Below are 15,608 nucleotides of genomic sequence, written 5' to 3'. Positions count from 1 at the left end.
TATGGACGAATTAATACTGCAAGACAAATACTTAATGAACTTCTTTACCAATCGTGCAGATGGGTTACAATACAAAGAAGTAAAAGCAAATACAGTTTCTAAATTACATTTTGTAGTAGAAGATTTAAAATACTTTATTAGCGAAACTACACTTAATAAAACTGCCTATCGTAAACTTTTAAAAAAGTTCGATAATAACGAAAAGCAATTACTACAAGAGTTTCAAGAAGAATTAAATGAGCGTATTGGTAAGTCTAAAAATATGGCGTTGTTTATTGGTAGCAATCAATCTATTACGTTTAAAGGCATTAAAATTAACTTGTTTTATCCAAGTGGTAGTATCACGCACGGAGATACATTATTTAACGAAAATCAATTTTCAGTAGTACAAGAGTTACCATACATATACAAGTATCAAGGTAAAACACAATTTAGTTTTCGTCCAGATATTACCTTTTTCTTAAACGGTATATTTTTAGGATATTCAGAATTAAAATCTAATTACAATAACCAAAGCGCACATAAAGACGGAAAGATTAAAATTGCAAATGATTATCAAAAAGCAGTAACTAACTATTTAGAGATTGCAGATGGTAACGATGTATCGCAAACTATCCGTAAAGACTTTTTAAAGATATTCGAAAAAGCGATACATATTACAACTACAGATGTTCAAGATACTTTTATCATCAGAAATATTTCAAATCAATTTGATGAAATAAAAACACAAGTAGAAAATAATAGTTTCGATTTTGATAAGTACAAAGCAAACTTAAAAGATGCTCTAAAACCATATCCATTAAATAATAGAGAAGCAACAAAGCAACAACGTTTTGAAGAAGTCTTTAAAGCTTTGTACGGTAAAAAAATGATAGAGCGAGAAATACTTTATTATAACTTTATTGAACGTGAATTAGTAAAATCAGAAAAAGGAAAGCAAAAAGAATACAAGCATAACGATGGTAGATTAATTGCACCCAGACCAAAACAAAAATTTGGAGCAGATAAAATCATCAATAAAATAGATGAATTTTTAGAACACGAAGACGAGCCAGATTATTTCATAAATAAACTTCGTCAACAACTAACTGAAAAAGGCTTAGGGGCTACTCAAATTGAAGAATTAATTACTAAAAGGCAGAAGTATCAAAATAATAAAAACGTCTATTCATTACTATTACAATACGCAGCAGGTTTTGGTAAAAGTAATATTATAGGTTGGTCTTCTTTAATGTTGAAAGATTTACGTAAAAACGATGAGTTTGTCTATGATAAAATAATGTTAGTGGTCGATAGAGTACAGTTAAGAGACCAATTAGATAGTAAAATGTATAATATGAACATTGCAAATAGTATGTTCATAGAGGCTAATAGTAAAAAATCGTTTTTAGAGGCTTTAAACACAGACAAACGTATTGTAGTAGTCAATCTTCAAAAGTTTAACTCAATAAGAGAGTTTTTAGATAATGAGGTAGTACAAAAGTTATCTGCTATGCGAATTGCTTTTTTAATTGACGAAATACATCGTTCTAATAGTGGACAACAACACGAAGAAATGGTGTCATTATTTGACGAATTACAAAACAGTTTCGACACTAATAAAGAATATAAGAAAACATATAATAAGAAAAACTTAATAATTGGTTTTACAGCAACACCAAGTGATGTAACATTAGCACGTTTTGGTGAGTATAACAAGTATGCAGAAGCCGAAAAAATTTGGGTTCCGTTTGATAGTTATACAATGAAAGAAGCTATTGAAGATGGCTATATTTTAAATCCAATAAAAGGGATTGTTCCTGTATCTGCTAAAATGTATTTTGAAAAACCAGAAGATGCAACAGAAGGTTTTGAAGAAGATAACGGATATTATCAAGAATTGCCAAATAATCCAGATGCAGGTGTAGATGCAGATGGTAAAAAATACAGAATAAGCAAAAAGAATATTTACGAAAACGAAGAGCGTATAGAAGCGATTTCAAAGTTTGTCGCAAAACGATTAGTGTCGGCAGTATATCATAATATTAGAGGAACAGCTAAAGCAATGTTTGCAGCATCTTCTATTAAAGCAGCAATTAAATATCGTAAATACATACAGCAATATTATAACGAATTAGTTTCAGAAAAGAAACACGAACGTTTTAAAGATGCACCTATCTATATTGTTTATAGTTCAGATGGTCAGAAGTACGAAAGCGCAACAACCTTAAATGGAGGTTTATCAGAAGCCAAAGTATTACAGAATTTTACGAAAATTGCCAGAAATGGTTTAGTAATAGTAGTAGATAAATTACAAACAGGTTTTGATGAACCTAAATTACATACCTTATTTTTAGATAAAGAGATTAGAGGTATAAACGCAATACAAACCATTTCAAGAGTAAACCGTACAGCAGGAAAATATAAAAAGGACTGTAAAATTATTGACTTGTCTTACAAGAATGTAAACGTTAATAATATAAAACAAGCATTCGAGCATTTTAGTAATGTAGTAGTTAGTGATTTCGACCCACTAGGACAAGAGCAATTATTACAAGAGATTTACGAGAATGTAAAACAAGAGAATATTTTCAAAACACATTTTAATCTTTTTAAAGCATATCAATTAGGCGATAAAAAAGATATAACACCAATTCTTAATTTTGAAAGTGCAGTAGCAGAATTAGTAAGAAAACAACCAGAAGAAGCTAAAAAACTAAAACAAAGTATCAATAAGTATTTTAGAATTTTAAACTTAATTGCATTTGTTATAGAAATAGATGAGAAATATAGTGAAGAACACTTTACAGAATTTTGGTATAGATTTAGTGTTTTATATAATTCATTAACCGGCACATCAGAATTGATAGATGATGTAGAGGTGTATTTTGATAATAGAATAGGAATAGTAGCGCCACCTGAAGTAGATGAAGGTAAGGGTAAAAAGAAATCTGAAGTTAATGAGCCAAACTCAAAATACAGTAAACAGTACAAGTTTGATATTTTAGCTATAATAGAAAAGCGTAATGAAGAGGAAGAAGAAATTGAAGCTTTAATATTAGATTTTCAACATAAGATAGAAGCCTTTTTCGAGTATGTAAATAAAGAAGGTACAAGAGTAATCGCTAAAATGAAAAGTACTAAAACTGCTTTTGATGAAGATGAAATTTACAAAGACTTCGAAATCATTTATAAAAAATACATAAGAAGAAACCGTAAAACATTAGGTCAATTCTTTATTAAAGAAACCGAAGATATCGTAAACCAATTGTGTGATGATTTCGAAAAGACTGTAAAGTAATTTTGAACTTAAAATAAAGAAAATACAAATCCTAAATAAATTTACAATGTGATGATATAAACAAAATTGTTTACATTTGTAATATGAACACATTAATCGACAAATACAAAGGCATTCATCCAGGCATAATTTTGGAACGCTTGCTAAATAAAAAAGGCATTTCTCAACGCCCTTTTGCATTGTCTATTGATGAATATCCTCAAACAATTAATGCCATTTCCAAAGGCAAACGAAAACTGAATACGCCTCTAGCTTTAAAGATTGAAAAAAGACTAAATCTAGAAGAGGGAACACTTGCCTTACTACAAACCTATTTTGATATTAAGGAAGAAAAAAATAAACTAGAAAAAAATACCCCAAACTTAAATCTTTTAAGAAGGTCATTGTTTTGGGATACAGATATTTCTAAAATAGATTGGCAAAAGCAAAGTGTCGCAGTTATTAAACGTGTATTTGAGCGTGGAAACGACATTGAAAAAGAAGAAATTAAACGTTTTTACAGCAATGAAAAAATTGAAGAAGCACTTGCACAAGGTATTCGTAAACCCTACACTATATATAGAAACAAAGAAAAGGTATAATGCTATATTATAATACGGTTAATGAACTATTGAAAAATAGCTTACTAAAATTAATGCAATCCGATGTGTTTAATGATTTTAGATTGGTAGGTGGTACAGCATTGAGTTTACAAATTGGGCATAGAGAGTCCATTGATATTGACTTGTTTAGTGATTTGCAATATGGAACATTAGATTTTGATGCCATTGAAAAACATCTAACAGAAAGTTTTCAATATGTAGATTTTTTAAATATAAGCCCAGCAATGGGAAAAAGCTATTTTGTTGGAGAGGACAAAGACCATACAATAAAGCTTGACTTATATTACACAGACACTTTCATTCAACCCTATATTATAGTTGATAATATAAGAATGGCAACTATTGAGGAAATTATAGCAATGAAAGTTGATGTAGTACAAAGAGGTGGAAGAAAAAAGGATTTTTGGGATTTACACGATTTGCATAAATCTTATGGTATTAGCCAAATGTTCGATTTACATAAGCAAAGATATCCTTATGCACACGATAGAGATTTAATTATCCAAAATTTCACGTCCTTTGACCAAGCTGATGAAGACTTTAATCCTATTTGCCTTAATGGCAAACATTGGGAATTTATAAAGGATGATTTTCAAGAAATTATTCTGAAGTATAAAGAATTTTTATGATATTCTTTCTTTAAAAAAAAATTAATGGTATTTACCAAGTCTAATAGTTAGATATTAGTACGTAAATCAACCAATAACAAACAAAATACTACACCTAATTTACACCTTATAACTTGTCAGACATAGTGTTTAAAGGAATGATTACATATTGTATTGGGAAGTAATTATCTTTCTTTTGTTTTATAACTACTTGTTATTATTGGTTTTACAAGTTTTTATTATCTCTTTTTTGTAGTCAGTTGTCCTTTGTTTCTTAAATTTAACGAAGCATTAATAGAAACGATAACCCTTTTGTAATAGATTTTATCATTATAGATAGTAACCCTTTTAAATTGAAGACAAAGGAAAATTTAATACTACTAATGCTACGTTTTAAAAACTTATATAATTGAATTGAAAAGCCTTTTGGGTTCTATAAAAAAGTATATTCAAATGAATTACCTGTTTTACAGGTAGAAATTGAGTTTTCTATAAAATACAGTAAAAAAAATAATACAGAATTTATTATGCCGAGAATTAATGGCTTGTTTGATAGGATTCTGAACAATAAGTTTTATACCATTGTTGGGGAATTCTAAAAGATGAAAGACTTTAGGATAATAGATAGTAAAGGGTTTGTAAAGGCTATTTTGGATAAAACAAAACTGTTTAGATATAGGTGCAGTGATATGAATGTATAGCCTTCAAAGATTTCAATACAGATTGAGTCTGTTATATAGATCAATAAAGGAACGTGTAACAGTTAACTTTTTTTTAAAATATAAAGGCAATACTAAATATGCAAACTTTAATTAATTTTTTTTAGACTAAAGTGTCTATTCAACAAATCTCTATAAACGGGGTATTTCGATGAACTTTTAATTTTGAAATAATCCTGAAATACGGATTTTTGTTTTGATTAAAACAATTATTTCTTAAATTACACGGCTAAAATTATTTCTTTTTTTTGCCTATTTATAAAAAATATCCAGACAAGCTACTATTAGATTTACTTAAAGAGGATGATCAGCAGGCTTATACTGTAATTTTTAATAGGTATTGTAAACTTTTAATAAACCATGCCTATAAAATTTTGCAGAATCAGGATGAAGCAAACGATATTGTTCAGGAGGTTTTTTTGGCTATATGGAACAAACGAAATGAATTAAATATTAAAGGCTCTCTATCTTCATATTTGTATAAGGCAACTAAAAACAGAATACTAAATCATATCGCACATGAAAAGGTTGTTTCTCGTTACGCGGAGTCAATTTCAAATTTTACAGAAAATAATTACGCCTTTGCGGATGCTAATCAAAGAGAAGAGGAGTTAAGCCTTATGATTGCCAAAGAAATAGAATCTCTTCCTGATAAAATGCGGGAAATTTTCGTTTTGAGAAAAATAGATCATTTTTCTTATGATGAAATAGCTAATCAATTAAATATTTCTGATAAAACAGCCAAACAACAAGTATATAATGCGTTAAAAAAAATAAGGGCTAAAATAAATCCGTTTTTAATTGTTTTAATGTTTAGGTTTTAATTTGCTCATTATGTGTCGTTTATTGTTTTATTACTTGTTTAATCTTCAATATAAAAAATAGTATTTAACAAAAAGGTAATAATTTTTTAACTTTTTTTTGATTTCGTCTATGACAAATCATGGTTTTATCTGTCTTACTTATATAAACAGGGATAAAACTGTTTTTTTATTATGACAGAATTAGAAATTTTAACCTTACTAAAGAATTACAGGAGCGGAACCTTATCTGATGATGAAAAAGATAAGCTAGAGGCGTGGTATTTATTTGAAGCTTCAAATAGCAAAAAGAGGTTAAATAAAGACCAGTTAGACAGTAGTTTTAATTATATAAAATATAAGGTTCCTGTTAAGCAAGAAACTAAGGTGGTTAATTTAAGGAAACGTTTGTATGTAGCAGCATCCGTTGCTTTAATGTTGGCTTCTGGATTATATTATTTTACAAGAACAGTAGATTCTCGAGTTGAGCTAGCAAAAGAAATAAAAGAAATTCGCCCAGGAGGAACCAAAGGCGTATTAACACTATCTAATGGAAAGCAAATTGTTTTAACCAATATAGTAGGTAAAGATACAATTATTAGTGAAGGAGAGAAAGAAAGGGTAACCATTAAAATGAATTCTAACGGACTTGTTTCGTATGTAGTAAATCCTAATACTTATACAGATAATAGAGGTTTAAATACTTTTAATACCTTATCAACTCCAGTTGGAGGACAGTATAATGTTATACTTTCAGACAGTACTAAAGTGTATTTAAATGCTATGTCTACATTAAAATACCCAACACATTTTAAGGGAAATAAAAGAGTAGTTGAGCTGGAGGGAGAAGCTTATTTTGAAGTAGCAAAAGATAAGAGTAAACCATTTTTTGTGAAATTTAGAAACCAAATCATTGAAGTTTTAGGAACGCATTTTAATGTGCATGCTTATAACAATGAATCTTTTACTAAAACAACCTTATTAGAAGGAAGTGTTGCCGTTTCTTATAAAGATAAAAAAACCATTTTAAGACCAGGACAACAGGCTGAAGTAAGCGAAAACTCAAGTTCTATTTTGGTTAGCAATGTCGATGCGGCATCTGCTATGGCTTGGAAAGACGGAAGATTTAAGTTTGATAATGCTGATTTAAAAATGGTAATGAAACAATTAGAAAGATGGTACGATATTCAGGTGGAATATAAAGGAGATATACCTGATTTGAAATTTAATGGCGGAACTTTTATGAATAAAAATTTAACTGAAGTATTAAAAGTACTTGAGCTTAATAATATAAAATTTGAGATTAAAAAGAATACTCTTATTGTGTATCCTTAAAATCTGAAGTTTGCTAGTTTATATTGCCTCACAATGAAAAAACCAGAAGCAGTTGCATTGCCTCTGGTTGTTATAGGTGTGTCGCTAGTATATTTTTTCACAAATGTCTAACTAAAAACACAAGTAAATGTATGGAAATTAATTCAGAATGTAAAATACCTAAATTAAATCCTGGAAAGAAAATTTCTAGGATAATTGAATCTCGGTACTTAAAAGGTTTTACCTTTTCTTTTATGCTGTTTTTTTGCGTTTTAGTTCAAGCTCAAAATGTAACAGTTAATTTTAATGAGGTTACTCTAGAAAAAGCTTTAAAAGAATTAGCAAGACAAGCTGATTATGAAGTTTTGTACACTCAAAAATTGCTTAAAGTATCAAAAAAAGTAACTATTAATCTTAAAAATGTCGGCTTAAAAGAGGCTTTAAATGAAGTCTTTAAAAATCAAAATTTAAAATACACACTTACCAATACAACAATTGTTGTTACTTCATCTAAAACAGAAAATTTATCTGCTCAATTAATTAATGTAACAGGTAAAATTTTAAACACTAATAATGAGCCCTTCCCGGGGGTTACTATTCACGTTTTAGAGACAAATAAGTTTAGTACAAGCGATTTCGATGGTAATTTTTTAATGGAAAATGTGCCTTCCAATGGAGTAATTGAATGTTCAGGTTTAACTGTAGCTAAAGAATATTTTCCAATAAAAGGAAAAACTCAACTAACGCTTGTTGTTCAGGAGAAAATAACAGAGATGGATGAAGTTGTAGTAACAGGGTATAAAACAATAAGCAGAAAGCATTTAACGGGAGCAGTTTCTAAAGTAGATCAAAAAACTTTAAATCAAAGTGTTAACTCAGATCTATTAACAGCCATTGAAGGCCGTGTTGCAGGATTATTATATCAAAAAAACCCATTTGGAGCATCTGCCGATAAACCTATTTTGCGTGGTATTGGAACATTTTCTTCAGTTGAGGTTGGGTATAGTCCTCTAATTGTAATTGATGGTTTGCCCACAGAGCTAACCCTAGATCAAATTAATCCTTATGACATAGAGAGTGTAAACGTTCTTAAAGATGCTGCAGCCGCATCTATTTACGGCTCAAGAGCTGCAAATGGTATTATTGTATTAACAACCAAAAAGGGTCGTGGGAAGTTAAAAGTTAGTATTAATGCAGATTATTTTGTTTCAACAAAACCTAATCTTAAAGATTTAAATTATGCTTCTACAAGTGATATAATTGATTTTGAACAAGCTGTTTACAGTAGAGAGCGCAATAGGTTTGGTGATATTGCCACGATGTTTGATAATTATGGAGAAATAGGCAGCAGTAGAATACTATATTACAGCCCTTTATATCAATTAAACAGAGATTTAGAAGAAGGTAACATATCTCAATCAGATTATGATAATACGACCTCACAATGGAGAAATAATGATTACATAAAAGATTATAGAGATAACGTTTGGAAAGATGAATTCAGAAAACGTTACAACATCTCTTTTTCGGGAGGTTCTAGTAGGCAAAACACCTATGTTTCGTTCAATTATGACCATACTGACAATCGAATAAAGTATAATTCCAATCAATCCTTTAATCTTTATGCAAAAAGCAGTTATAAAGTAAACAATAATTTAGATGTTACCGTTGGGGTTAATGGAACTATTAGAAATGCAGACATTACAGATTCAAGTTTTGGGGATTTTAATATCCAAAAACGATATGAACGAATTACAGATGAAAATGGCAATCTTGTTATGTCTCCATTTGTAGGTATTAGTGACGGTTTTACTTCAAGCAGTGAAATTAACCCAATTGTTGCCTCTCAAATAGCTGGTTTAAGTGGTTTTAACCCAGTAACATTTAATGTTTTACAAGCCCTTCAAGAAGGGATAACACAAAGGAAATCATTAAACTTAAGAGCATTTGCTAAACTAAGATTGAAATTAAGGAAAGGACTTAGCCTTAGCTCTCAATTTCAACATGAAGCTGTGAGAACAGATACCGATCAATATTATGAGCAGGATTCCTATAAAATGCGTTATGCTATAAATACTTTAACAGAGTATAACCCCAATAATGATGTTTACAGTTATTTAGATGGTTTTTCTGAAGGCGGGCGTTATAGGCAATCTACAAGGCAAGCAAGGAACCATTCTTTTAGGAATCAACTAGATTTTAGTCAAGAATTTGGTGAAGGCAAGCATTTTGTTAGCGCTATAGCTGGTTTTGAAATGCGTGAAACTTTTGTTCCAAGAAGTGTTGAAAGCTTAAATTATGGATATAATCCCGTAACATTAACGTATAATACATTAAATACACAAGACCTTAGTGAAACAGGTGTTCCAAGTTACATTTATGGGCGTAACAAAACATTGTCCGCGCTTTCTACTGTGCAACAGGAAATATTACATCGCTATTTTTCAGTTTACAGTTCCGTTAACTATACCTTGTTGTCTAAATATAATTTAACGGGTAGTTACCGAGTTGATAGAGCCGATTTATTTGGGGTAGATTCAAAATATAAAAATCGTCCATTGTGGTCTGTTGGTGTAGGTTGGAATATTACTAACGAGAATTTTATGGAAAAGATGAGTTGGGTTAATTCTCTAAAACTAAGAGCGACTCATGGTTATACAGGGGTGGTAGACCAGTCTACAACTCCAAATATTATCGCTAGGTGGAGAAATGATAGACTATATAGATCATTAGAATATATTGATATTACTACCCAACCAAACCCAAAGTTAAGATGGGAGAAAACTGAAACTACAAATTTGGGGTTAGATTTTAGCGTGCTGCAAAGTAAATTACGAGGAAGTATAGATGTTTATCGTAAGTATAGTTCAGACTTGTTAACAACCACTGATTTAGACCCTACTGTTGGAGCTTTAACAAGAAGAATCAATGCAGGTGCACTGCTTAACAAAGGAATAGAGTTAAGTATTGGTTCTGATTGGTACAGTAAAGGAGATTTTAAAATGGGGTCTAACTTAGTATTTAGTTTTAACGAAACAACTGTAGATAAGGTTACTAGAGAACCATCTGATGCGTTTGTTTATGTAGGTTCTCCTTTAGATTATTTTATAGAGGGAGAAACCTATAACAGTTTGTATGCTTATAAACATGGAGGAGTTACTAATGGATATCCTTATGCTCTAGATGAAAATGGAGAACCGTCAATAACTTTTGATGATGAAGGAAATCCTTTGCCTGATAGTATTAAAACAATAACAAACCCAGAAGCACTTGTAAATATGGGGAGCTTACTACCAAAATATACAGGTTCCTTTTCACAAAGATTTTCATATAAACAATTAGATTTAAATTTTTTGTTTGTTTTCTCTGGAGGTAATGTTATGCGAAGTGATGTTTTAGCCTTAAACTCTGATGACCTTAATGACAAGAGAATAGTGGATCGCTATACTGATTCTCAAAGAAACAACAATACACGTTTATTCGTAGATTTTGATGAAAGCATAAGAAATAATGCAAGTACTATTAGTAACCAATGGATAAATTCTGATGTAAATGTGATTAAAGGTGATTATGTAAAACTAAGAAACATTTCATTAGCTTATAATCTTCCAGAAGATATTACAAAAAAAATTAAGTTGTCAGCTGCTAAAATGACATTTCAAATTAATAACCTTTGGAATTGGAGTGCGGCAGGAAATGGTATTGATCCAGAGGCATACTCGTTCAATACCGGTACACGAAGTATACCATTGCCTAAAACTTTTTTATTCGGTCTTAACCTTAATATTTAATAGCTATGAAACCTATATATAAATTTATTTTTTCGATATTATTATTAGCAATATCTTCCTGTGAAGATTATACAGATATTACGCCAAAAGGAGCGTTAGTAATAGAAACTGCTTCAGATTTTCATAAAATGGTATCTCTACCAAATAGAGCATATCCAGTAAATAATTTTCAATACCTATCAGATGATCAATGGATGAGAGAGTCAAATGTAATAGGGCAAACACCAAACATTGATATCATTAATTTTACTTTTGACGAAACTACGGATAGAGTGTCTTTACTTAAAAATTCAAGTTTTTATAATCAAGCATACTCATATATCAATAGATGGAATACAATTATTTCTTTAGTAGATGAAAGTGAAGGAGATGGCTACACCAAACAATTAGCAAAAGCCGAAGCTAAAATTTACCGAGCCTTCGACCATTTTCTATTGGTAAACACTTATGCTAAAGCCTATGACCCAAATACGGCCGCAACAGATGGAGGGATCTGTATTATGGATAAATTTGATTTGGAAGCACAACCTAAAAAATCAACTGTAGCAGAGGTTTATGATTTTATACAAAGAGATATTGAAGAAGCTCTACCATACTTAGAAGAAGTTCCGCTAGATGTTTATCATCCGTCTTTAGCTTTGGCCTATGCATTTAAAGCTAAGGTGCATTTGTTTAAAAGAGAGGTAACAGAAGCAAAACAAGCTGCTGAAGAGTCGCTTAGCTATAACAATCAAATATTTGATTTAGTAGCTTATCATGAACAGGGAGGTCCAAATGAGGTTTCCGTGCCTGCAGAAGATAATGTAGAAGTATTAAGCTATATGTACATGTCTGGATATACCGAGATGAATTTTGCGTTCATTTCTATTATTAGCCCCGAGTTAGTTAACCTTTTTGGAGATGACGATGCTCGCTTTAATTTGTTTTTTAATTCAACATCAACTTCATTTTTAGATCAAGGATCTAATACTGCATATTGGAATGTACGCTACAATAAATACTTCAACCCCACGGTAGGCATGAAAACTACCGAAGTATATTTAATGCTTGCAGAGTGTTATGCTAGAGAAAATAAATTGAGTGATGCTATTGATATATTGAACACTTTGAGAGCCAAACGAATACTCTCAGAAACAACAGATTTGCAAGTGCCTTCAACAAGAAAAGAGACCATGGAGCTCATTATAAACGAACGTAGAAAAGAGTTGCTTTTTGGGTTTCATCGTTTTTTCGATCTTAAACGATTTAACAACGAACCCGAGTATGCTAAAACCATAGCCCGTGTATTTCCTATTGTGAATCAAACCGTTCCGCAGGAAACCTACGTTTTAAAACCAGATTCTAGATTATATATTATTCCATTCCCTTTAGCTGCGTTAACTAAAAACCCAAATCTTACTTTAAATACAAACGAAAAAGTACCATTTTAATTATGAGTAACAAGTTAGTATATATATTACTAATCCTGGTTATTTCAGGACAACAGTGCCTAACGGCACAAACAGACCAAAACAAAAAGATCGATACCACGCAACAAAAAGGTATTGAATCTTACAGTAAATTAATAAGTAACGATTCCTTGACTAAAGCTGGTTTGTTTTCTGTTAGTAAGGTTGACGAGAAGTTGTACTTTCAAATACCAGATAGTTTATTTAATCGATATATGTTGGTGGTAACAAGATATCTATCAACCCCAGTAGGTATGGGGCGTTTTGGAGGAGAAAAGGCTAATGAACAAACTATTTATTTCGAAAAAGGGAATAATAACAATGTTTTTTTAAGAGCTTTACAGTATAAGCAGGATGTACGTTCTAAAGATGCCATGTTAGCTAAAGCATTGGCAGTAAGCAACGAAAATCCAATAATTGAATCCTTCCCAATAAAGTCAATCAATCCGTTAACAGGTAATATTGTTATTGAGGTAACTAATGCCTTTAAAAAAGATAACCCTGTATTTTCATTATCAAACAAAGAGAAGACAGATAATAAATTATCATCGCTGGCAAACGATAGGTCTTTTATTGAAGATATAAAAGTTTATGCTATTAATATTGAGGTTAAAACCATTAAAACCTTTAAAAAATCCTTGTCTTCGGTAGGAAGTATTACGCTTAGAATGAATACATCTATCGTGTTGTTACCAAAAGTTCCTATGCGCAAACGGTTTTTTGATGAGCGTGTTGGGTATTTTGCTAATAAATATGTGCTGTTTTCCGATGAACAGCAGCGAGTTGAATCAAAACATATTGTTCAGCGTTACCGTTTAGAGCCTAAGGAAGAAGATATAGAAAAGTATCTTAGAGGCGAGCTAGTAGAGCCAAAGAAACAAATAGTATATTATATAGATCCTGCAACACCAAAAAAGTGGAGGCCTTATTTAATAGCGGGGATTAATGATTGGCAGATAGCTTTTGAAGCTGCTGGGTTTAAAAATGCTATTATAGGAAAAGAGTGGCCAGAAGACGATCCTACAATGAGTCTAGAAGATGCGCGCTATTCGGTAGTTAGGTATTACTCATCCGAAACTCCTAATGCTTATGGGCCAAGAATAAGTGACCCTCGAAGTGGAGAAATTATTGAAAGTCATGTAGGTTGGTATCACAATGTAATGAAACTCGTTCAGCAGTGGTATATGGTACAAGCTGGACCTATCGATCCTAGAGCAAGAAAAATGCATTTAGATGATGAGGTTATGGGGCAATTAATTCGATTTGTGTCTTCGCATGAAATAGGTCATACTATTGGTTTACGCCATAACATGGGGGCTAGTATTGCAACACCAGTAGAAAAGCTTAGGGACAAGGAATGGGTTGAAGCTAATGGGCATACCGTTTCAATAATGGATTATGCGCGCTTTAATTACGTGGCTCAACCTGAAGATAGTATTAGCCCTATAGGGATATATCCTAGAATAGGTATTTACGATAAATGGGCTATTAAATGGGGATATGGCTTCTATCCAAACGCTAAAGATGAGTTTCAGGAAGAAGACATGTTGTTAAAAATGACTACAGAAGCTTTAACTAACAATCCTAAATTATGGTTCGCAGGCGAAGGAAAAGATAGAAATCCGCTAAGCCAAAAGGAAGACCTTGGCGATGACGCGGTATTGGCCAGTGATTATGGGATTAAAAACCTTAAGCGGGTTGTAGAGAATTTAATAGATTGGACCTACGAACCAAACGATGCATATAATAACCTGTCCGATATGCACAAAGTAGTAGTAAAACAATATCGAACATATTTGTATCATGTTTTAAAATACATTGGAAACGATTACATAACAAAGAAAACAGTAGATCAAAGCGGAGCGGTATATCAAGGCATACCCAAGGAAAAGGTTAAAAAAGTCATTGATTACTTAGGAAGACAGTTATTTGAGGCACCTTTGTGGATGTATCCAAAGGAAATAGATCAATTAATTCCTTTAAAAACAAGTGAGCAAATCTCAGCAGAACAAAATCAGGTTCTATTAATGTTATTGAGCCCAGGTATGCTTTATAATTTAAGTCAGAAATCGATTCAATACGATGAAGCTTATACTGTTCCAGAGTTTTTAAATGATTTACAAGAAACAGTATGGGCAAAATTTAATGGTGATGAAAAATCTGATTATTACCGACGAAGCCTTCAGAACAGCTATATTGAAAAAATGGAAACATTACTCGTGCCAACCCCAGGGAAATTATTAACAGCAGCCCAGCGAAGTGATGTTGTTTTATATGGAAGAGAACACCTTTTGGAACTTAAAAAATCAGTTAATAGCTTAATAAAAGGAGAGAAGGGTATCAATAAATCTCATTTAGAGCTTATTTTAATAGAAATTGAAAAAATTAATAAAACAATCAATAAAACAATATGAAAAATTTACTAATAGCCTTTGCTTTAGGTATATGCAGTTACTCACAGGCTCAATTATCTTCAAGTCAGGAAGTTTCTAAGGATTTGGCGGAAAAAAGAGAAATACTTAAACAGGAAATTACAGATAATTATTTGAAAATAAAGGAAGATCTATTAAGGTCCGATAGTAAAGGAGCAATATCTCATTCTATAGAATTTAAAAAAGCTCTAAGTCTGTTTAAATTCAAAAAGTTAACTTTAGATCAAATGAATCAAGCTACAAAAACAAGAACAGAACTTATTGGATTAGCGTCTCAGTTAGCTAAAACTACAAACATAAATAATCAGCGTAAGTTTTTTAAAAACCTTTCTATAAAATTTTGGGAAATTGCAGAAAAACTAAAAGCAGCTAATGTTGTATTACATCAACAAATATGTCCAATGACTGGCGCTACTTGGGTAAGCAACAGTAAAGAAATAAAAAATCCATACTACCCCAAAAATATGCTGGCTTGCGGGAAAGTCAAGGCAAGTATATAATAGTTTAGTAAAATAGTTGTCAAATAAATTATAAAAGTGAATTAGTCTTTTTAACCGGCGGCATTTTGGTCGTCGGTTTTATTTGAGGTAGGTTTTTAACAAACGTTGGAGATA

Annotated in this window: 9 protein-coding genes; all 9 read left to right on the top strand. The window is 31.3% G+C overall.

The window, feature by feature from the left end; translation table 11 throughout:
- The first annotated feature begins 1 nt into the window (after position 1).
- The 9 genes from BMY96_RS13970 (at position 2) to BMY96_RS13930 (ending at position 15,494) form a co-directional block, all read left to right on the top strand.
- Positions 2-3,280, top strand: coding sequence for a DEAD/DEAH box helicase family protein (locus BMY96_RS13970; RefSeq protein WP_092853253.1), 3,279 nt, complete (start codon positions 2-4; stop codon positions 3,278-3,280).
- A gap of 83 nt (positions 3,281-3,363) precedes the next feature.
- Positions 3,364-3,861, top strand: coding sequence for a helix-turn-helix transcriptional regulator (locus BMY96_RS13965; RefSeq protein ID WP_092853251.1), 498 nt, complete (start codon positions 3,364-3,366; stop codon positions 3,859-3,861).
- Positions 3,862-3,914: 53 nt separating this feature from the next.
- Positions 3,915-4,511 carry a nucleotidyl transferase AbiEii/AbiGii toxin family protein gene (locus BMY96_RS13960; RefSeq protein WP_245750656.1) on the top strand — a complete coding sequence of 199 codons (597 nt, stop codon included), beginning with the start codon at positions 3,915-3,917 and terminating at the stop codon, positions 4,509-4,511.
- 946 nt (positions 4,512-5,457) lie between these two features.
- Positions 5,458-6,033, top strand: coding sequence for an RNA polymerase sigma factor (locus BMY96_RS13955; RefSeq protein WP_092853247.1), 576 nt, complete (start codon positions 5,458-5,460; stop codon positions 6,031-6,033).
- 171 nt (positions 6,034-6,204) lie between these two features.
- Positions 6,205-7,344 carry a FecR family protein gene (locus tag BMY96_RS13950; protein WP_092853245.1) on the top strand — a complete coding sequence of 380 codons (1,140 nt, stop codon included), beginning with the start codon at positions 6,205-6,207 and terminating at the stop codon, positions 7,342-7,344.
- Between the two features lie 131 nt (positions 7,345-7,475).
- On the top strand, positions 7,476-11,114 hold the full coding sequence (locus BMY96_RS13945; RefSeq protein WP_092853243.1) for a SusC/RagA family TonB-linked outer membrane protein: 3,639 nt from the start codon (positions 7,476-7,478) through the stop codon (positions 11,112-11,114).
- Positions 11,115-11,119: 5 nt separating this feature from the next.
- Complete coding sequence (locus BMY96_RS13940; protein WP_092853241.1) at positions 11,120-12,544, top strand: RagB/SusD family nutrient uptake outer membrane protein; 1,425 nt, start codon at positions 11,120-11,122, stop codon at positions 12,542-12,544.
- A 2-nt stretch (positions 12,545-12,546) separates the two neighbouring features.
- Entirely contained in the window at positions 12,547-14,976 is a 2,430-nt protein-coding gene (locus tag BMY96_RS13935) for a zinc-dependent metalloprotease (RefSeq protein WP_092853239.1), read from the top strand.
- Positions 14,973-15,494, top strand: coding sequence for a DUF3347 domain-containing protein (locus BMY96_RS13930; protein WP_092853237.1), 522 nt, complete (start codon positions 14,973-14,975; stop codon positions 15,492-15,494). Before BMY96_RS13935 ends, BMY96_RS13930 begins: the two co-directional genes overlap by 4 nt.
- Positions 15,495-15,608 lie beyond the last annotated feature (114 nt).

Origin of the sequence: Algibacter pectinivorans (assembly GCF_900112595.1) — a bacterium.
Taxonomy (GTDB): domain Bacteria; phylum Bacteroidota; class Bacteroidia; order Flavobacteriales; family Flavobacteriaceae; genus Algibacter_B; species Algibacter_B pectinivorans.
This window is presented reverse-complemented; position numbering and strand designations above follow the sequence as displayed.